The 20,267-nt window shown below is 63.6% G+C and carries 18 protein-coding genes; 3 read left to right on the forward strand and 15 right to left on the reverse strand.

What is annotated here, in order from left to right:
* Positions 1-143: 143 nt before the first annotated feature.
* The 11 genes from BMW49_RS15000 to BMW49_RS15050 all read right to left on the reverse strand — a co-directional run bounded on the left by BMW49_RS15000 (position 144) and on the right by BMW49_RS15050 (position 13,046).
* A complete protein-coding gene (locus BMW49_RS15000; RefSeq protein ID WP_069519642.1) occupies positions 144-1,439 on the reverse strand; it encodes an adenylosuccinate synthase in 1,296 nt (431 codons plus the stop codon).
* An 88-nt stretch (positions 1,440-1,527) separates the two neighbouring features.
* Positions 1,528-2,715, reverse strand: a complete 1,188-nt coding sequence (locus BMW49_RS15005) for an ATP phosphoribosyltransferase regulatory subunit (RefSeq protein ID WP_069519643.1) — start codon at positions 2,713-2,715, stop codon at positions 1,528-1,530.
* A gap of 247 nt (positions 2,716-2,962) precedes the next feature.
* A complete protein-coding gene (hflC, locus tag BMW49_RS15010; protein ID WP_069519644.1) occupies positions 2,963-3,832 on the reverse strand; it encodes a protease modulator HflC in 870 nt (289 codons plus the stop codon).
* Positions 3,832-4,989, reverse strand: a complete 1,158-nt coding sequence (gene hflK, locus BMW49_RS15015; RefSeq protein WP_069519645.1) for an FtsH protease activity modulator HflK — start codon at positions 4,987-4,989, stop codon at positions 3,832-3,834. Before hflK ends, hflC begins: the two co-directional genes overlap by 1 nt.
* 96 nt (positions 4,990-5,085) lie before the next feature.
* Complete coding sequence (gene hflX / locus BMW49_RS15020; RefSeq protein WP_069519646.1) at positions 5,086-6,387, reverse strand: ribosome rescue GTPase HflX; 1,302 nt, start codon at positions 6,385-6,387, stop codon at positions 5,086-5,088.
* A 28-nt stretch (positions 6,388-6,415) separates the two neighbouring features.
* On the reverse strand, positions 6,416-6,676 hold the full coding sequence (hfq, locus tag BMW49_RS15025) for an RNA chaperone Hfq (RefSeq protein WP_069519647.1): 261 nt from the start codon (positions 6,674-6,676) through the stop codon (positions 6,416-6,418).
* Positions 6,677-6,779: 103 nt separating this feature from the next.
* Complete coding sequence (gene miaA, locus BMW49_RS15030; RefSeq protein ID WP_069519648.1) at positions 6,780-7,775, reverse strand: tRNA (adenosine(37)-N6)-dimethylallyltransferase MiaA; 996 nt, start codon at positions 7,773-7,775, stop codon at positions 6,780-6,782.
* A gap of 1 nt (position 7,776) precedes the next feature.
* Positions 7,777-9,657, reverse strand: coding sequence for a DNA mismatch repair endonuclease MutL (gene mutL, locus BMW49_RS15035; protein ID WP_069519649.1), 1,881 nt, complete (start codon positions 9,655-9,657; stop codon positions 7,777-7,779).
* Positions 9,654-11,084: an N-acetylmuramoyl-L-alanine amidase gene (locus BMW49_RS15040; protein ID WP_208600972.1), complete on the reverse strand. Its 1,431-nt coding sequence runs from the start codon at positions 11,082-11,084 to the stop codon at positions 9,654-9,656. Before BMW49_RS15040 ends, mutL begins: the two co-directional genes overlap by 4 nt.
* An 8-nt stretch (positions 11,085-11,092) precedes the next feature.
* Complete coding sequence (tsaE, locus tag BMW49_RS15045; RefSeq protein WP_069519650.1) at positions 11,093-11,560, reverse strand: tRNA (adenosine(37)-N6)-threonylcarbamoyltransferase complex ATPase subunit type 1 TsaE; 468 nt, start codon at positions 11,558-11,560, stop codon at positions 11,093-11,095.
* Complete coding sequence (locus tag BMW49_RS15050) at positions 11,547-13,046, reverse strand: bifunctional ADP-dependent NAD(P)H-hydrate dehydratase/NAD(P)H-hydrate epimerase (protein ID WP_069519651.1); 1,500 nt, start codon at positions 13,044-13,046, stop codon at positions 11,547-11,549. The genes tsaE and BMW49_RS15050 overlap by 14 nt, the downstream gene beginning before the upstream one ends.
* A 58-nt stretch (positions 13,047-13,104) precedes the next feature.
* Between BMW49_RS15050 and queG the strand changes: the two genes are divergently transcribed.
* Positions 13,105-14,196 carry a tRNA epoxyqueuosine(34) reductase QueG gene (gene queG / locus BMW49_RS15055; RefSeq protein ID WP_069519652.1) on the forward strand — a complete coding sequence of 364 codons (1,092 nt, stop codon included), beginning with the start codon at positions 13,105-13,107 and terminating at the stop codon, positions 14,194-14,196.
* On the opposite strand, the gene orn is transcribed toward queG, so the two are convergent.
* Positions 14,186-14,728, reverse strand: a complete 543-nt coding sequence (gene orn / locus BMW49_RS15060; RefSeq protein ID WP_069519653.1) for an oligoribonuclease — start codon at positions 14,726-14,728, stop codon at positions 14,186-14,188. The genes queG and orn overlap by 11 nt on opposite strands.
* Before the next feature lie 39 nt (positions 14,729-14,767).
* Positions 14,768-15,550: a class I SAM-dependent methyltransferase gene (locus BMW49_RS15065; RefSeq protein WP_341864817.1), complete on the reverse strand. Its 783-nt coding sequence runs from the start codon at positions 15,548-15,550 to the stop codon at positions 14,768-14,770.
* A 108-nt stretch (positions 15,551-15,658) separates the two neighbouring features.
* On the opposite strand from BMW49_RS15065, the gene rsgA reads away from it, so the two are divergent.
* A complete protein-coding gene (gene rsgA, locus BMW49_RS15070) occupies positions 15,659-16,690 on the forward strand; it encodes a small ribosomal subunit biogenesis GTPase RsgA (protein WP_069519655.1) in 1,032 nt (343 codons plus the stop codon).
* A gap of 58 nt (positions 16,691-16,748) precedes the next feature.
* On the opposite strand, the gene motB is transcribed toward rsgA, so the two are convergent.
* Complete coding sequence (gene motB, locus BMW49_RS15075) at positions 16,749-17,768, reverse strand: flagellar motor protein MotB (RefSeq protein WP_069519656.1); 1,020 nt, start codon at positions 17,766-17,768, stop codon at positions 16,749-16,751.
* Between the two features lie 8 nt (positions 17,769-17,776).
* Positions 17,777-18,628: a flagellar motor stator protein MotA gene (gene motA / locus BMW49_RS15080; protein WP_069519657.1), complete on the reverse strand. Its 852-nt coding sequence runs from the start codon at positions 18,626-18,628 to the stop codon at positions 17,777-17,779.
* A 118-nt stretch (positions 18,629-18,746) separates the two neighbouring features.
* Between motA and BMW49_RS15085 the strand changes: the two genes are divergently transcribed.
* On the forward strand, positions 18,747-20,258 hold the full coding sequence (locus tag BMW49_RS15085) for an HDOD domain-containing protein (RefSeq protein ID WP_069519658.1): 1,512 nt from the start codon (positions 18,747-18,749) through the stop codon (positions 20,256-20,258).
* Positions 20,259-20,267: the final 9 nt, after the last annotated feature.

The following is a 20,267-nucleotide window of genomic DNA, read 5'->3' on the forward strand; positions in this document are numbered from 1 at the left end:
CTCCCTTCCCCAGATAAATGAAGCCCAACGCCAGATGCATCGGCCACGACACGAAATACTGTAATGCCAGCATCGGCACGCAAAGTCCGCACCAGAAACGACAAAGGGCCGCACGAAGCGACCCTTTGCTCAACAGCAACGGTTTAGGCGAACGGGTGACGCAGGACGATGGTCTCGTTGCGATCCGGCCCGGTGGAGATGATATCGATCGGCGCACCGACCAGCGCCTCTACGCGCTCAATATACGCACGGGCATTGGCGGGCAGCTCATCCAGGGTCTTGGCACCCAGGGTCGACTCGCTCCAACCCGGCAGCTCCTCGTACACCGGCTGCAAACCCAGGTAGCTGTCGGCATCGGTCGGCGCATCCACCAGCACCTGGCCGTCCGCGTCCTTGTAACCGACACAGATGCAGATGCTTTCCAGGCCATCGAGCACATCGAGTTTGGTCAGGCACAACCCGGAGATGCTGTTGATCTCGATGGCGCGACGCAGGATGACCGCATCGAACCAGCCGCAGCGGCGCGCACGCCCTGTGGTGGAGCCGAACTCGTGACCGCGCTTGGCCAGGAAGGCACCGGTTTCGTCGAACAGCTCAGTGGGGAACGGCCCCGACCCGACGCGGGTGGTGTAGGCCTTGGTGATACCCAGGATGTAGTCCAGGTACATCGGCCCGAACCCGGAACCGGTGGCGATACCGCCCGCAGTGGTATTCGAGCTGGTGACATAGGGGTAGGTGCCGTGGTCGATATCCAGCAGCGAACCCTGGGCGCCTTCGAACATGATGTCACGCGATTCGCGGCGCATCTCGTGCAGCACCGCAGTGACGTCGGTCATCATCGGCTTGAGCAGCTCGGCGTAGCCCATGCACTCATCGAGGGTCTTCTGGAAGTCGATCGCCGGCTCTTTGTAGTAATTGACCAGCACGAAGTTGTGATAGTCGAGCAACTCACCGAGCTTGGCGGCAAAGCGCTCGCGGTGGAACAGGTCACCGATACGCAGGCCGCGACGCGCCACCTTGTCTTCGTAGGCCGGGCCGATGCCGCGCCCGGTGGTGCCGATCTTCGCGTCGCCGCGGGCCTTTTCCCGCGCCTGGTCGAGGGCCACGTGGTACGGCAGGATCAGCGGGCACGACGGGCTGATACGCAGACGCTCGCGCACCGGCACACCCTTCTCCTCGAGCTTGATGATCTCGCGCATCAAGGCATCCGGCGCGACCACCACGCCATTGCCGATCAGGCACTGCACGCCTTCGCGCAGGATGCCCGACGGGATCAGGTGCAGAACGGTTTTCTCACCGTCGATCACCAGCGTGTGGCCCGCATTGTGGCCACCCTGGTAGCGCACGACAGCAGCAGCCTGTTCGGTGAGCAGGTCGACGATCTTGCCCTTGCCCTCATCGCCCCACTGGGTGCCCAGGACTACGACATTCTTACCCATAACACTTGTCCTCTTCGCGCAAGCTGGAAGCCGGCCGTGGCCGACACAAACAATTCAGGATAGCCAATCTGGTGATTTCAGCAGCGCCTCAGTGCGCCAACGGCATGACCTGCCAACGCCCGTCCTGCAGCACTAACTGACGGTCGCAATCGGCGGCGACGGCATCGCTCAGCGGCTGACCCGGCAGAGCCTGGACCACGCGCGCGCCTTCGCGGCGCAGGCGTTGCACGGCCTGCCACAGGTAAAGGTCATGATGATCGGGCGCCCAGATACCGCGCGGCGCCTCGCCCAACTCCATCTGCCCGAGCGTAACCAATGTCTTCAGGTCAGTGGAGAAACCCGTCGCCGGCCGCGCACGCCCAAAGTCAGCGCCAATGTCGTCATAGCGACCGCCCTGGGCAATCGCATAGCCCACGCCCGGCACGAACGCCGCAAACACCACACCCGTGTGGTAGTGGTAACCGCGCAACTCGCCCAGATCGAAATACAGCGGCAGCTCGGGGTGGCGCAACTCAAGCGCGTCGGCAATCGCCACCAGCTCGTCGAGCGCGCCATGCACTTCATCCGGCGCATCAACCAGACAAGCCTGGGCCAGGTCGAGCACGTCGCGACTGCCACACAGCTCGCCCAGTGCGCGCAGCATGCGCGCCAAGTGCTCGGGCAACTCAGCGGTGAGCGCATCGATTTCATCCAGCGCCTTGCGCTGCAGGGCGTCGAACAGCTGCTGCTCGACCTCGCCGGAGAGTTCGGCAGCGCGGGCCAGGCCGCGGTAGATGCCCACATGGCCAAGGTCCATGTGCACATCCGGTACAGCGGACAGCTCGAGGGTATCGACCAGCAGGCTGATGACTTCCACATCACTGGCCGGGCTGGCGTCGCCATACAGCTCGGCGCCCAGCTGAATCGGGCTGCGCGAGGTGGTCAGCGCACGCGGCTGCGCATGCAGCACGCTGCCGGCGTAGCACAGCCGGCTCGGCCCTTCGCGGCGCAGGGTATGCGCGTCAATACGCGCCACCTGCGGCGTGATGTCGGCACGAAAGCCCATCTGCCGGCCGGAGAGCGGATCGGTCACCTTGAAGGTGCGCAGATCCAGGTCCTGACCGGCGCCGGTCAACAGCGACTCCAGGTACTCGATATGCGGTGTTACCACGAATTCATAGCCCCAGCGCTGGAACAGATCCAGCACCTGACGGCGCGCGACTTCGATGCGCGCCGCTTCCGGCGGCAGTACTTCTTCGATGCCATCTGGCAGCAGCCAGCGGTCTACCGTTGCCATTTCGCCATTCCCCTCTTGAACCGGGCGGCACAAGCCTTCAGTGAAGCCAAAAGAATGTCGACCCACGCGGGCCCACTCATTGATTGCCGGGCTAAACCCAGGCGGCTGCATCAACATGAAACAGCGCCACAATCCGGCAACTTGAATACCACAGACGCAAAAAAGCCGGGATTTTCCCGGCTGCCGCATGATACCACGTTTTACCGAACGGTCACCCGGCGGACGACTGGCGTCCGCCGGGCGGCCCTCAGGGCTTGGACTGTTCCAGGTAACGGAAGAAGTCGCTGCTCGGGTCCAGCACCAGCACGTCACGCTTGTCCGCGAAGCTTTCACGGTAAGCACGCAGGCTGCGGTAGAACGCGTAGAACTCTTGATCCTGACCATAAGCCTGCGAGTAGATAGCTGCCGCCTGGGCGTCACCATCACCGCGCAGCTCTTCCGCCTGGCGGTAAGCCTCGGCCAGCAGCACACGGCGCTGACGGTCGGCGTCGGCACGAATACCTTCGGCCAACTCCTTACCTTTGGCGCGGTGCTCACGGGCCTCACGCTCACGCTCGGAGCTCATGCGATCAAACACGCTACGGTTCACTTCGCGGGGCAGATCAATCGCCTTGACGCGTACGTCGACCACTTCGATGCCCAGCTCGGTTTGGGCCGCGCGGTTAAGCGAAGCCGTTACGTCAGCCATTAGCGCATCACGCTCACCCGACACAGACTCGTGCAGGGTGCGCTTACCGAACTGGTCACGCAGCGACGCTTCAAGACGACGCGCCAGGCGCTCGTCGGCGATCTGCTTCATGCCCGATGTTGCGGTGTAGAAACGCTCGGCATCCTGAACACGCCATTTGGCGTAGGCGTCGACCATCAGCGCCTTTTTCTCCAGGGTGAGGAAACGCGAGCTGCTCGAATCCAGGGTCAGCAGACGCGCATCGAACTTGCGCACCTGGTTGACGTAAGGAATCTTCATGTGCAAGCCAGGCTGCACGTCCGGCTGGACGATACGACCGAACTGCAACAGCACCGCACGCTCGGTTTGCGAGACGATATAGAAGCTGTTGAAGCCGACGACAGCCACGACCACGATGGCGATCAAGGCAACCAGTGATTTATTGCTCATCAACGGCTCTCCCTTACACGCACATCAGGCTGACGCATGTCGCTACCGACGCGCGCACCGAGCTCACCAGCAGACGCGCCACCCGTAACCTGGCTAGGCGTCGAACCACTGCGGCTGTCGATCATTTTGTCCAGCGGCAGATAGAGCAGGTTGTTCTGCCCCTTGTCGCCGGTCACCAGGACCTTGCTGGTATTGCTCATGAGTTCCTGCATGGTATCCAGGTACAAGCGCTGACGAGTTACCTCAGGCGCTTTACGGTATTCGGCAACCAGTGCGGTAAAGCGGTTGGCCTCACCCTGGGCGCGGGAAACCACTTCGTCGCGATAACCGTTGGCGTCCTCGATCAGGCGCTGCGCCTGACCACGAGCCTCAGGCACCACACCATTGGCGTAGGTTTCGGCCTGGTTCTTCTCACGCTGCTCATCTTCACGCGCGCGGATCACGTCATCGAACGCTTCCTGTACTTCGCGCGGCGCCGCAGCGCTCTGCAAGTTGACCTGGGTCACCAGGATGCCGGTGCGATACGTATCGAGGAAACGCTGCAAGCGCTCCTTGACCTCACTGGCCATCAGCTCACGACCTTCGGTCAGCACCTGGTCCATCTCGGTGGAACCCACGACATGGCGAACCGCACTGTCGGTCGCGTGCTGCAGGCTAACCTCAGGCATGTCGACGTTGAGCACGAAGTCCTGCAGGTTGCTCACGCGGTACTGCACGGTCAGCGGCACTTCGATGATGTTTTCATCTTCAGTGAGCATCTGCCCTTGCTTACTGTAAGCACGCTCGCGCGTCACGTTTTCCTGGAACTTGCGATCGATCGGCGGGAAGTAGATGTTCAGGCCCGGCCCTACGGTTTCGTAGTACTTGCCGAAACGCAGGACAACCGCCTGCTCCTGCTCGTCGACGACATAGATCGCGCTGTACAGCCATACGGCCGCCAATACGGCCAAGCCGATAAACAGCAGGCCGAAGCCGCCGCCTTTGCCGGTGCCCTCGTCACTGCCACGTTTCTTGCCACCGCCGAACAAACCGTTAAGGCTGTCCTGCAGCTTGCGGAAGGCTTCGTCGAGATCCGGCGGACCCTTGCGATCGCCGCCTTTGCGGCCGCCCCACGGGTCCTGATTATTCGAGTTGCCACCCGGCTCATTCCAAGCCATAGCGCTCTCCATCTGATAAAGCAAAGGCGCGCCCACGGCGCGCCGACCAATGCTACCGAATGCCTGCCACCCACGGCAAAGTGACTGCCTCAGGCTTTATTGCAAAGTGTGTTGCTCGATGAACTGTGAAGGCTGCAAACCCTCGCGGCTGACCAGCCGGTTGAGTTCGGCGCGCGGCACCCGCACAGCCAGCAAACTGTTGCCATCTTCGCTGTGCGCTTCGCTTTGCACCACACCCAACTGGAAAAACTGTGCACGCAGACGCCCCAAGCCTTGCGGCAGGCTGAGCGTACCGATAAACAGATCATTGCCCAGCAGCTCGGCCACGGCCTGCTGCAGCAGGTCCAGCCCACGGCCTTCGCGGGCCGACAACCAGACGCGCTGCGGCTTGCCATCGGCATCGCGCTGAATCTGCGGCTCGACACCATCGAGCAAGTCCAGCTTGTTATACACCTCAAGCATCGGCAGGTCCTGCGCACCAATCTCACCGAGCACGGCCAGTACCTGCTCGATCTGCTGATCCCGCTCGGGCTCATGGGCATCGATCACGTGCAGCAGCAGGTCCGAGTTGCTCGACTCCTCCAACGTGGCGCGGAACGCCTCGACCAGCTTGTGCGGCAGATGGCGGATAAAGCCCACGGTATCAGCCAGCACGATAGGCCCGAGGTCGTCGAGTTCCAGACGGCGCAAGGTTGGGTCAAGGGTTGCGAACAACTGGTCCGCGGCAAATACCCGCGACTCGGTCAAGGCATTGAACAGCGTCGACTTGCCGGCGTTGGTGTAGCCGACCAGGGACACCGACGGAATATCCGCGCGACGCCGCCCCCGCCGTGCCTGCTCGCGCTGGCTGCGGACCTTTTCTAGTTTCTGCTTGATCTGACGGATACGCACCCGCAACAAACGGCGGTCGGTTTCCAGCTGGGTTTCACCCGGCCCACGCAAGCCGATCCCGCCCTTCTGCCGCTCAAGGTGGGTCCAGCCGCGTACCAGGCGCGTGCTCATGTGGTCGAGCTGGGCCAGTTCGACCTGCAACTTACCCTCATGGGTGCGGGCACGCTGCGCAAAAATGTCGAGGATCAGACCAGTGCGGTCCAATACTCGACACTCGAACACACGCTCAAGGTTGCGCTCCTGACTGGGCGTCAGCACATGGTTGAAGATCACCAGATCCGCCTCAGTGAGCTTGACCTGGTCACGCAACTCTTCAACCTTGCCGCTGCCAATCAGGTACTTCGCCGTCAGGCGATTGCTTGGCACGCTGAGGAAGGCCACCGCATCGGCGCCGGCAGAAATTGCCAGCTCACGAAATTCTTGCGGATCTTCGCTCGCCTCGGAGTCCTGACCATCCAGATGAACCAGAATGGCCCGCTCACCCCCTTCATGGCGCTCGAAAAACAATACAGCCTCCTTTGCTCAGACGCGTGGATCAGGCGTTACCGGGCTCGGCATCAGCCTGTTCGGTTTCGGATGCGCTCGGCAGACGGACCGGGCGGCTCGGAACCACGGTGGAAATGGCGTGCTTGTAAACCATCTGGCTGACGGTGTTCTTCAGCAAGATGACGAACTGGTCGAAGGATTCGATCTGGCCCTGCAGCTTGATGCCGTTGACCAGGTAGATGGAAACCGGGACGCGTTCCTTACGCAAGGTATTCAGGTAAGGGTCTTGTAGCGAATGCCCTTTTGACATGTGCCGCACTCCTTTAAGGATCAATAAACAAATAGTTTTTAGTAAACCAGCGAACGGCTTAAGGCAGCCATACCCCCAAGGATAGACGGCCAACGGCAAGGTCTCAGGTCAATATGGAGACCGACTTCAGGTATTTCAAGGCACGCGGCAGATTGTCACAGGCCAGGCTGTCCAGCCAGTGTAGATCGCCCCAACCGCGTAACCAGGTGAACTGTCGCTTGGCCAACTGACGCGTGGCGATCACGCCGCGCTCGAGCATTTCGGCCTCGCCAAACTGGCCATCGAGGTAATCCCAGACCTGGCGATACCCCACCGCCCGTATGGACGGCAGCCCAACATGCAAGTCACTGCGTTGGCGCAGGCGTTCGACCTCGCCGATGAAGCCCTGTTCCAGCATCAGCGAAAAACGTTGCGCGATGCGCGCATGCAGCACCTCCCGCTGGACAGGGGCAATGGCTAACTGGGCGACAGTATAGGGGAATTGCCCAGCGCCCGATGCCAACGCCGCGACATTTTCCGCAGCCTGCCGGGCACGGTGCTCGGTCATGGTCAGGCCGCTCACCCGATAGACCTCCAACGCACGGGTCAGGCGCTGCGGGTCATTGGGATGGATACGCGCCGCCGACACCGGGTCGAGCAGGGCCAGCTCGCGGTGCAAGGCCTCCCAGCCCTCGGCCTGACCGCGGGCTTCGAGCTCGGCGCGGACCTGCGCGTCGGCAGCCGGCATGTCCGCCAGCCCCTCAAGTAGCGCCTTGAAATAAAGCATGGTGCCGCCGACCAGCAGGGGAATCTTGCCCCGTGCGCTGATCTCGGCCATGGCAGCCAGTGCATCCGCACGAAACTCGGCAGCCGAATAGCTCTGCGCGGGGTCGAGAATATCGATCAACCGGTGCGGGTAGCGTGCCAGGGTCGCCGCATCGGGCTTGGCCGTGCCGATGTCCATACCGCGGTAAACCAGCGCGGAATCGACGCTGATCAGCTCGCACGGCAACACGTCGGCGAGCGCCAGGGCCAGATCGGTCTTGCCGGCCGCAGTCGGGCCCATGAGAAAAATGGCCGGGGGCCGCTGCGCAAGCACCCCGGTATCAGCATGCAGCATCTCAGCGCCCCCGTAGGAACAGCTTGTCGAGGTCATCCATGCCCAACTGGGTCCAGGTCGGCCGCCCATGGTTGCACTGACCGCTGCGCTCGGTGTTTTCCATGTCTCGTAACAGGCCGTTCATCTCAGGCAGGGTCAGGCGCCGATTGGCGCGCACCGCACCGTGACAGGCCATGGTGCCGAGCAGCTCATTAAGGTGCGCCTGGATGCGGTCACTGGTGCCGTATTCGAGCAGGTCACCCAGCACATCCGCGACCAGTCGCGTGGCCTCGGCCTGCTTGAGCAGCGCGGGAATCTGGCGAATGGCCAGACTCTCCGGCCCCAAACGCTGCAGCTCGAAGCCCAGGCGCTGGAACCACTCGGCATGCTCCTCAGCGCAGTCGGCTTCGCGCTGGCTCAGGGCGATCGACTCCGGCACCAGCAGCGGTTGGCTGCGCAAGCCTTCGGTGGCCATCGCCACTTTTAGACGCTCGTACATGATGCGTTCATGGGCGGCGTGCATATCCACCAGCACCAGGCCCTGGACGTTTTCCGCGAGGATATACACGCCCTTGAGCTGAGCAATGGCATAGCCCAGCGGCGGCACATCGCCCTGGGCCTCTGGCAGGCTGACAGGCGCCTGCGTCGGCAGCGGGGCGAAGAACGCCTGGTAAGCGCCCTGAGCCTCAGCCGCCGGCAACGCCGAGCCGGATGGCGGGCGCTGCCCCTGGTAACCGGCGCCTGGTGAGCGCCACACGGAATCACTCGCCGGGCGCTCAAGCACACTGGCTGCCAGGCCAATCTCGCCCTGCGGGCCGAACTCGCCAGCAGCCGGCCCGGACGGGCGCACCATGGGCGCGATGGCGGCCGGCGCGGCTAGCTGGTCTTCCGGGCGCACTTCACCGAGGGCGCGGTGCAAGGTGCCGTAGAGGAAGTCATGCACCATGCGCCCGTCGCGAAAGCGCACTTCATGCTTGGTCGGGTGCACGTTGACGTCGACCACCGCCGGGTCGATCTCGAGAAACAGCACGAACGTCGGATGCCGGCCGTTGAACAGCACGTCGCGATAGGCCTGGCGCACAGCATGGGCGACCAGCTTGTCGCGCACGGTGCGCCCGTTGACGTAGAAATACTGCAAATCCGCCTGGCTGCGGGAAAAGGTCGGCAGCCCGACCCAGCCCCACAGGCGCAGCCCGCTGCGTTCGATTTCGATCGGCAGCGCCTGCTCGAGAAACGCTGCGCCGCACACGGCGGCCACCCGGCGCGCGCGGCTGACATCATCCGGCGCCTCGTGCAGAGCAAGAATGGTCTTGGCGTTATGCCGCAGGTGGAAAGCAACATCGAAGCGCGCCAGGGCCAGACGCTTGATCACTTCCTGCAGATGATCGAATTCGGTTTTCTCGGCCTTGAGGAACTTGCGCCGCGCTGGTGTGTTGAAGAACAAGTCACGCACCTCGACCGAGGTACCCACCGGATGCGCTGCGGGCTGTACCCGCGGCTGCATGTCGCGGCCTTCGGTCTCCACCTGCCAGGCCTGATCGGCCTCGGCGGTACGCGAGGTGAGGGTCAGGCGCGCGACCGAACTGATCGAGGCCAGGGCCTCGCCACGAAAGCCCAGGCTCATGACCTGTTCGAGGTCTTCGAGCTCACGAATCTTGCTGGTGGCGTGGCGGGCCAGGGCCAGCGGCAGGTCATCGGCGGCAATACCACTGCCATCGTCGCGCACCCGCAGCAGCTTGACACCACCCTGTTCGACCTCGACTTCGATACGCCGGGCGCCCGAGTCCAGGCTGTTTTCCAACAGTTCCTTGATCACCGAGGCCGGTCGCTCGACCACCTCGCCGGCGGCGATCTGGTTCGCCAGCCGCGGGCTCAGCAGCTGGATGCGCGAACCGCCACTCATGGCTGTGCCGCCAGCGCTGTGGCCGGTACCTGCAGGGTCTGGCCCACCTTGATCACATCCGACTTGAGGTTATTGGCGCTGCGCAATGCGGCGAGGCTGACCTGGTAGCGCTGGGCGATCAATGCCAGGCTTTCCCCTGAGCTGACCACATGATCGCGCGGCCCCTGGGCGATCTTGCCGGTGTCACGCAGCCAGGCCACATAGGTCCCCGGCGGCGGATTCTGCTGGAAGAACTGCTTGGCGCCACTGGTAATTGAGCGCGCCAGCGCCTGCTGATGGCTGGCGCTGGCCAGTTTGCGCGCCTCGTTCGGATTGGAGATAAACCCCGTCTCGACGAGGATCGATGGAATGTCTGGGGACTTCAGCACCATAAAGCCCGCCTGTTCGACCCGGCGCTTGTGCAGCGGGGTGATGCGACCCATGTTGGTAAGGACCTTGTTGCCGACGTTCAGGCTGGAAGACAGTGAAGCGGTCATCGACAGGTCGAGCAACACACCAGCGAGCATACGGTCCTTGTCGTCCAGGCTGACGTTGCCAGCACCGCCGATCAGGTCGGACTGGTTTTCCGAATCCGCCAGCCAGCGCGCGGTCTCCGAAGTAGCCCCGCGGTCGGACAGGGCGTACACCGAGGCGCCAAAGGCTGCAGCGCGTGGCGCGGCATCGGCATGAATCGAGACGAACAGATCAGCGCCTTTCTTGCGCGCAATCTCAGTGCGTTTGCGCAGCGGAATGAAGTAGTCACCGGTACGCACCAGCTCACCACGGAAACCCTTCTCCGCATTGATCTGGCGTTGCAGTTCCTTGGCAATGGCCAGGGTCACGTGCTTTTCGTACTGGCCTTTGACCGGCGACAACGCACCCGGGTCCTCGCCGCCATGACCGGCGTCGATGGCAATCACGATGTCACGCTTGCCGTTGGGCACCGGCACCAGCTTGGTCGGCGCCTGGGTCGGCGTCACGGGCACGGGCGGTGCCGAGGCGACTGTGGTGTCGGGCAGGCTCGGCTGGGTATCGGCGCCCTGGTCGAACAAGTCGACTACCAGGCGATCACCGTACTGCTGATTCGGCGCCAGGGTGAAGCTCTTGGGCGTCACCGGTGCTGACAGGTCGATCACCACGCGCAGCTCTTCAGGGCCACGCTGAGCCGAGCGCACACCGGTGATGGGCGTATTGGCCAGGGCCAGGCCGTCAAAGCCGGTCATCGACTTGGCGCCAGTGATATCGACCACGATGCGGTTGGGCGACGTCAGGGTGAACACGCTGTGCTTCACCGGTCCCGACAGGTCGAACACCAGCCGCGTGTTATCCGGCGCCCGCCACAAGCGCACACTGCGCACATCCGAGGCGGCCAGGGCCTCGACAGCCAGCGCTGCCAGCACCATTCCCACCGCGATAACACGCGCGCTTATGCGCATACCCAACCCCATCTTGATAATCATGCTCCGGCGGCCAAAGCGGCACACCAGGCTTCACCACGCGGCCCTTGCGCCTGCAATTGCAGGCGCCGCCCCGCGGCATGCGGGCCAATGGTAATGTGCAGGTCGGCCTTTGGCAAAACGCCGACACCGCGCTGCGGCCATTCAACCAGGCACAATGCTTCGCCGTCGAAGTAATCGCGAATACCCAGGTATTCCAACTCTTCCGGGTCGACCAAGCGGTACAGATCGAAGTGATAGGCCCGCACACCCGGCAGCTCGTAGGGTTCGACCAGGGTAAAGGTCGGGCTTTTCACCGCGCCTACATGGCCCAGAGCGCGAATAATGCCGCGCGACAGGGTGGTCTTGCCGGCGCCCAGGTCACCTTCCAGATAGATCACCCCGCGACCAGCGGTCACACTGGCGATGCGCGCGCCCAGGGCCAGCATCGCCGCCTCGTCGTCGGCCAGCAGTTCAAGCTCGTTCAACGTCCAGCTCCTGTAATAAATGTCGAATGGCTACGCACAGGTCGCTGGCCGCCAGGCCGATCCCCTGCGCCGCCAGGTATTCGCCGGCGCGCGCGTGCAACCACACGCCCAGCCGCGCCGCGTCCAACGCCGATAGACCTTGCCCACGCAAGGCGCCGATCAAACCGGCAAGCACATCCCCTAACCCTGCACCCGCCATCACCGGGTCACCGTGATCGCACAGCCAGAGCTCGCCGCCCGGCGCTGCCACCAGGCTGCCGACGCCCTTGAGCACGCACACCACCTGATAACGGGCCGCCAGCGCACGCGCGGCAGCGGGTCGATCGGCCTGCACCGCCGCCGTGGTTATCCCCAGCAAGCGTGCCGCTTCCGCCGGGTGCGGTGTGACCACACTGCCGGCGGGGATCTGGACCACCCCGAGCGCCAGCAGGTTCAGCGCGTCCGCATCCCAGACCTGCGCAGCCGAACTAACCGCTGCAACCGACAGCAAGCTGCGCGCCCAAGCCTGCTGACCGAGCCCTGGCCCGACCACCCAAACACTGGCCCGCGCGCCCAATGCCAGCAACTGATTACCCGAGGCCACCGCAACTGCCATCACTTCGGGCAGGCGTGCCTGGGCCGCACTCTGGTGCGCCTCGCGGGTCGCCAGCGAGACCATGCCGGCACCGCTGCGCAAAGCACTTTGCGCCGACAACAGGGCCGCCCCCGCCATGCCGTGATCACCGCCCACTACCAACACATGGCCCAGCTGCCCCTTGTGAGTGCTGCGCGCCCGCGCTGGCAACCGCTGCAGATTATTGCGGCTGAGGCGCCGGGCACTGCAGCCCTGCTCGGCCACCAGTGCCGGCTCGGCCTGCAGCCCATCGAACAGCAGCGTGCCGACCTGATCCGGACCGGCCCCGGTAAACAGGCCAAGTTTCAGCCCAATCAGGGTTAGCGTGACATCGGCGCGTACCGCCACACCCAACACACAGCCGGTATCGGCGCAGAGTCCAGAGGGAATATCCACGGCCAGCACCGGCAAGCCACTGGTATTGATCCGCGCGATGGCCTCGGCGTAGGGCGCCCGCACCGCATCGCGCAGCCCGGTGCCGAGCAAGGCATCGAGCACCACGCCATCAAGCTCAGCCTGCCCACCCCACAGGTGTACCTTCACCCCAGCGTCGCGGGCAGCGGCATAGGCGCGTGCGGCATCGTCACGCAGCGCTGCGGGTGCAGCCAGTGCTAGCACCTGCACCCGCCAACCAGCACGCTGCGCCAGCTCGGCCACCAGGTAACCGTCACCGGCATTATTACCGCCGCCCGCCATGACCGTCAGGGCGCCTGCAGCCGGCCAGCGCTGGCGCAACAGGCGCCAGAGCGCATGGGCCGCACGGCTCATCAGGGTGAAGCCGGGAGTGCCGGCGGCGATCAGACGCGCGTCCAGCGCCCGCACTTGGGCAGCGCTGTAGAGCGCGTCGGGAAGATTGTCTGCTGAATGCGGCATGCGCGGGCTCCGATGTCTGGCAGAATTATACGCACCTCTGCTCCGGTTACCTGCCTGTATGCCCACGCCAATACCCGATCTCGCCCACCTCGCCCAGTCGATCAAGGACTGGGGCCGCGAGCTGGGCTTCCAGCAGGTGGGCATCGCCGACGTGAGCCTGGGCGAACACGAGGCACACTTGCAACGTTGGCTGGACGCCGGTTACCAGGGCGAAATGGACTATATGGGCGCCCATGGCAGCAAACGCTCGCATCCTGACGAACTGGTGCCGGGCACGTTGCGGGTGGTTTCGCTGCGTATGGATTACCTACCGGGCGATACGCAGATGGCCGAGCGCCTGGCTGCCCCCGAGCAGGCCTATGTCTCGCGCTACGCCCTGGGCCGCGACTACCACAAACTGATCCGCAAACGCCTGCAGCAACTGGCCGAACGCATTCAGGCGGCCATCGGCCCGTTTGGCTACCGGGCCTTCGTCGACAGCGCGCCGGTGCTGGAAAAAGCCATCGCCGAACAAGCCGGCCTGGGCTGGATCGGTAAAAACACCCTGGTGCTCAACCGCAAAGCTGGCAGCTACTTCTTTCTCGGCGAATTGTTCGTCGACCTGGCGCTGCCGGTGGACCCGCCCCATGCCACGGAGCATTGCGGACGCTGCACGGCCTGCCTGGACATCTGCCCCACCGCGGCCTTCGTCAGCCCTTATGTGCTCGACGCGCGCCGCTGCATCTCTTACCTGACCATCGAGCTGAAAGGTCCCATCCCGCTTGAGCTGCGCGCGCCCATCGGCAACCGGGTATTCGGCTGCGACGACTGTCAGATGGTCTGCCCCTGGAACCGCTTCGCCCGCCCAACTGAGCAAGCCGACTTCCAGCCACGCCACGGCCTGGACAACAGCTCGCTGGCCGAACTGTTTCTGTGGAGTGAAACGGAGTTTCTTGCCCGCACCGAGGGCTCGCCGCTGCGCCGCGCCGGTTACGAGCGCTGGCTGCGCAACCTGGCAGTCGGCCTGGGCAATGCGCCCTCAACCATTCCGGTGCTCGAAGCGCTGAACGCGCGCCGTTTACACCCCAGCGAGCTGGTGCGCGAGCACGTGAGCTGGGCATTGGCGCAACATGCCCAACGCGGCGCGCAGACTGCGGCGCTTACACCTTGAGGAAATGCTCGCGGTAGTAAGCCAGCTCGGCGATCGACTCGCGAATGTCATCCAGCGCCTGGTGCGTACCGCGCTTCTGGAAGCCGTCCTTGAGCTGCGGCGCCCACAGGCCGGCAAGGATCTTCAGGGTCGAGACATCCAGGTAGCGGTAATGGAAATAGGCTTCCAGGGTCGGCATGTAGCGATACAGAAAGCGCCGATCCTGGCCAATGCTGTTGCCGCAGATCGGCGACTTGCCCGCCGGCACCCACTGCTCAAGAAAGGCAATGGTCTGCGCCTCGGCCTCGGCCTGGCTGATGGTGCTTTCGCGCACCCGCTGGGTCAGGCCGCTGTCGCCGTGGGTACGGGTGTTCCACTCATCCATGGCGGCCAGGCGCTCATCACTCTGGTGCACAGCAATTACCGGGCCTTCAGCCAGGATATTCAGCTGGCTGTCGGTGACAATGGTGGCCATCTCGATGATGACATCGGTATCCGGGTCCAGACCGGTCATTTCCAGGTCGATCCAGATCAGGTTGGTTGGGTTCTGCATGGGGCGCTCCTCGGCTAGAGGGCACAGTCTAGCGAATAATCAGTGGCCCATGCGCCACAGCATCAGCCGCGACTGACGCCAATCGTGCAGCGCCAGGGTTTCATCGGCAGGTATATCCGGCACCTCGAAACTGTTGCTGATCAGCCAGGCGCCCGTAGGCAGTTCAGCACTCGCCTTACGCCACAGCGCTGCCATGGGTGCGGGTGAGAGAAAGCAGTAGGCCACATCGAAGTCGGCCAAGTCGGTGCGCCACAGGCTGACATAGCGAATGCGGCAGTTACTCCGACCCAGGCTACGCAGCCAGGCGATGGCAAAGGACAGCGGCGCGGTCTCGACACCGACGAACTGCGCCTCGGGAAACCGCCGTGCCAGGCATAACAACGCGCCTGCCGGGCCACAGCCGAGGTCAACAAAACGAAAATCTGGCGCGCGCCGCTCCAACCAGGTCGCCAGCGCATCGGTGCTACGGGCGCCTGTCAGGTAAAGCGGCACACGCTCACTGATGCTGTTCCAGTTGAGCAACAGCACCAGCACGAAGCCCAGCAAAAACAACCAGGAGGGCAGCGCTGCGCCGTTGGCCAGCAGCACGGCGGGTACAAACGCCAGGCTCAGCCCCCACCACCAAATCGACAACCCCATGCGCCGCACTAGCCAGGCAGCGACAGCGCCCTGCACCAGCCCCACGCTCAACGGACTGAAACGCCAACCCCCGAGCTGCAGCGCAGCGACCACAGCGATAGCCACCACCATACACGCCACCACTTGCGCCAGCAGCGCACCTAACGCCGGATAACGCCCAACCAGCCCCATCCATGCCGCCATCATCACCCTCCCCAGGCCAGGGCCTCAGTGTACCTGCTCGCTCGGGAGCCGGCTGCGCCATGCTAGACTCGCGCGCATCGCAACAATCGCTCATCACTCGGAAGCCCCATGGCCAAACGCCAACTCAACCGCCGGCAAAACTGGCGCATCGAAAAAATCCAGGGCGAGCGCGCCGCCCGCGCCGCCAAGCGCGAATCCCAGGCCGTGCAGATTCTCGAAGGCGGCGACCTCGGCCCCGAGCAGACCGGCCTGATCATCGCCCACTTTGGCGTACAGATCGAAGTCGAAGCGCTGGATGGCGAACTGGCGGGTCAGGTGTTCCGCTGCCACCTGCGCGCCAACCTGCCGACCATGGTCACGGGCGATCAGGTGGTATGGCGGGCAGGCAACCAGGGTATCGGCGTGATAGTCGCGCAGCTGCCGCGCAGCACCGAGCTGTGTCGTCCGGACACCCGCGGCCAGCTCAAGCCGGTGGCGGCCAACGTCGATCTGATCGTGATCGTCTTCGCCCCGCTGCCCGAGCCCCACGCCAACCTGATCGACCGCTATCTAGTGGCTGCCGAACACGCCGGCATTCGTCCGCTGCTACTGCTGAACAAGGCCGACCTGATCGACGAGCAAAACGCCGTGGCGCTCAACGCCATGCTCGCCGTCTACCGCCAGCTCGGCTACCCACTGCTGGAGGTGTCCGCCCATCAGGGCGATGGCATGGAGCAGTTGCAGCAGCAGCTGGACGGCCACGTCAGCGTATTCGTTGGCCAGTCCGGGGTTGGCAAGTCATCGCTGGTCAACAGCCTGCTACCGGAAGTCGACACCCGCGTCGGTCCGCTGTCGGAGCTGACCGGCAAGGGCACCCACACCACCACCACCGCGCGACTGTTCCACTTCCCCCGCGGCGGCGAACTGATCGACTCCCCCGGGATTCGCGAGTTCGGCCTGGTGCATGTCAGCCGTGATGACGTCGAAGCAGGCTTTATCGAATTCGGCGAGCTGATCGGCCAATGCCGCTTTCGCGACTGCAAGCATGACCGCGAACCCGGCTGTGCCCTGCTCAAGGCTCTTGAGGAAGGCCGCGTGCATCCCCAGCGCATGGCCAGTTATCGGCATATTCTGGCCAGCCTGCCCGAACCTGACTATTGACGGGATACACCTACAAAAAAGCCGCGTCGAACGCGGCTTTTTTGTAGGGCGCGGCGGCTTACTGCTGGTCCATCTGCAACACGCCATCTTCGAAGATATTCAAGCGCTCACGTAGCTCACCCGACTGCAGCGGCTCGGCGGCCGGCGGCTGAGCCGGGGCATCGCCTGGCGCCGCCGGAGGCGCTTCGCCGCCCGTTTGCTCACCCTCGATATCGCGCTGGGCACGCTTGGTCAGGACCGTGATGTCGATGCGCCGATTGACCGGATTGAGCGGGTCCTGCCGGTCGAACAGCGCCGACGAGGCATAACCCACCACCCGCGCCAGTTGATCCTCTTCATAACCGCCGGCGATCAGCACCCGCCGTGCCGCATTGGCGCGATTGGCAGACAGCTCCCAGTTACCGAAATCGCCTGCACCGGCAAACGGCTTGGCGTCGGTATGGCCACTGATGCTGATCTTGTTCGGCACGGCCTTGATGGTATCGACCAGGGCCAGCAGGATGTCTTCGAAATACGGCTGCAGCTGCGAGCTGCCACTGGCGAACATCGGCCGATTTTCGGCATCCATGATCTGGATACGCAAACCGTCCTGGGTGATCTCGAACAGAATCTGATCCTTGAAGCGCTGCAGCTGCGGGTCTTCCTCGACCTTGTTCTGCAGTTCCTGCAACAGCAGCTCCAGACGTTCGCGCTCAACTTCCTCGGCAATGCTCTCGGCCTGGGCCGCATCGATCTGCGCCTGGTCGGGTTGGTCGGTTGCTGCCTTCGAGTCTGTATCAAGGGCCTGGCTGTCGGGCTCCGACTCGGGATTGAGCGTGCGGTCCGGCGCCGGCGTCGGTGTGCCGCCCAGGTCAATCACATAGGGGCTGGCGCTTTCGGAAAAGCCGACGGGGTCCTGGAAATAACCGGAGATAAGTTTTTTCTGCTCCGGGGTCGCTGTGGTCATCAGCCACATCACCAGGAAGAAGGCCATCATCGCCGTGGCAAAGTCGGCAAAGGCGATCTTCCAGGCGCCGCCATGGTGACCACCGGCAACCTTCTTGACCCGTTTGACGATGATTGGCTGATTGTTTTCCATGACTGCTATCAGCCCCCACGCATGGCCTGTTCAAGCTCACTGAAACTGGGCCGGTGCGCCGGGTACAGGACTTTGCGGGAGAATTCCACCGCCAGCGACGGCGGCATGCCCGATGCCGAAGCAACCAGGCCAGCCTTGATCGCTTCATAGACGTTTATCTCTTCCTTGGCGTCATGCTCCAGGGCATTGGACAACGGCCCGAAGAAACCGTACGAGGCCAGGATACCGAGGAAGGTACCGACCAGCGCGGTACCCACCTTCTGACCGATTTCCGCGTTATCCGCCTCGGCCAGAATCGACATGGTGATCACGATCCCCAGTACGGCAGCCACGATCCCCATCGCCGGCATGCCATCGGCGACCTTGGCCACTGCATGGGCGGGATGCTCAAGCTCCTCCTTGAGGCTGGCGATTTCCATATCGAACAGCCCTTCCAGCTCATGGGGCGCCATATTGCCGGAGGACATGATGCGCAGGTAATCGCAGATAAACGCGGTCATGCGCTCGTCTTTCAGAATCCCCGGGTACTTGCTGAAGATCGGGCTGGCTGCCGGGTCTTCGACATCGGCCTCGATGGCCATCATGCCTTCGCGCCGACTTTTGTTGAGGATTTCATAAAGCAGGCGCAACACTTCCAGGTAGTAAGTGTGGGTGAAGCGCGAGCTGAACATCTTCAGCGACTTCTTGAACACGGTCATGAAAGCGCTGCCGGGGTTGGCCTGCAAAAAGGCACCCAGCGCGGCGCCGCCGATGATCAGCACCTCGAAAGGGTGGACCAGGGCCATGAACTGTCCGCCAGACAGGATGAACCCGCCCAGCACACAACCAAAAACAACGATGATGCCAAGAATTTTAATCATAAAAACGCAGGAGCCAGAGCCGGTAGTAAGGGTTTTGCAAAACAACCCTTCTATTTATCGGAAGTTGTGCGCGAGACTATAGCCAGTTAAGGCTAAAAGCCAGTTTGGCTCAACCCCCATGAACCTACCGCGCCCCCGCACTCTCGATGCCTGGCTCAAGCTGCTGGAAGGCCTGCAGCTGCCTGTTGCGAGCGAGACTCATCTACAGGTTTGTCGTGCTCTCGGCGACAGCCGCCGCTCGATCCGCGAGATCGCCGGCATGATGCAGGCCAGCCCTGCCTTGGTGCTCGCGGTGATGCGCGAAGCCAACCGCAAAGGCTCGGTGCTCAGCGAGCCAGCGGAAAGCCTGGAAAGCGCCCTGAACCGCCTGGGACTGCAGCGAGCGACGGCACTGCTGGAGCGCCAGCCCAGCCTGCCTGAAAGTGAGATTGCCCCCGCGCTACGCCAGGTGCTGCTGATCAGCCAGCATGCGACACAACAGGCAAACGGCCTGTTCAGCGGCCGCCTGGCCCGCTTGTGGCAGGAAATTCACTGGGGCAGCCTGCTGTTCCTCGCGCCCCTATGGTCGTTGCTGGCGGCATACCCGGAACTGCTAGAGGCCTGGGAGCAGCGGGTGCTGATCAAGGGTGAGCCGGCGATTCGTGTTGAACGGGAGCTGCTTGGCGTGCCCTTGCTCAAGCTCTGCCTGGCACTGGTCGAACGCTGGAATTTGCCAGAATGGATTATCGAGGGTTACCGCCTGCTGGTTGCCGATCGCCGCCTGCTGGTCAAAGCCCTGCATATCGCCCGTAACAACGACCATCCGCTGCAACAGCAGCAGTGCCTGGACGATGACAGTCACCTGCGGCGCTGGCTGACCCACCCGGGCAACAGCATTCTGCTGGCCAACGGCCTGGCGCTGTCGGCCCATGCATCCTGGAGCGGCCCGCACAGCCTGCGCTGGCAGCGTCTGGCTGGCTTGTACCTGCAGGTGCCATTGGACGGCTTGCAACAGCTGGTCCACCAGCAGGCAGTAAGCAGCGCACAAAGCCTGGCCGAACATGGCCTCTGGCACCCCGCCGAGGCATTGCTCTGGCCGACCGGCAGCAGCCATTTGCGCGCCCTGCAACCACCTGCAGCGAAACCTGCGAATGTCAGCCAATGGCGGCAGTTGTGCGGCCAGCTACTGGCCCAACCCAGCACCTTCAGTAACATCCTGCAACTCAGTACCACCGCCTGCGCAGCGCTGCAGGCCTGTGGCATGCAGCGCGTGCTGATTCTGCTTGCCGATCGTCAGCACACGCGTCTGCTCGCACAGCAGAGCGCCGGTCTGAGCAAGGCCGCGTCCGGCCTCAGCCTGGACCCGCAAAACAGCCAAGTGCTGCGTCGCTTGCTGCAGGCACCGGCGCAGTTGCGCCTGACGCCCGCCAATATCGCCCAGTTTTCGGCCCTGCTGCCCGGCGCACTGAAAGGGCTGTTTCCCAGCGAGCACCTGCTGATCCGTTCACTGGCCAACAATGGCCGGGTCGTCATGCTGCTATTCGCCGACCAGGGCGGCACCCCCATTGCAGAGCCAACCCTGCAGGCGGTGGGCAAGACCATGCAGTGCATCGAGCGCGCGCTGGACAGCTTCGCCCACCGTGCACGCTGAGCCCAGCCG

The sequence above is a fragment of the Pseudomonas cuatrocienegasensis genome (genome assembly GCF_900110925.1).
Lineage (GTDB): Bacteria > Pseudomonadota > Gammaproteobacteria > Pseudomonadales > Pseudomonadaceae > Aquipseudomonas > Aquipseudomonas cuatrocienegasensis.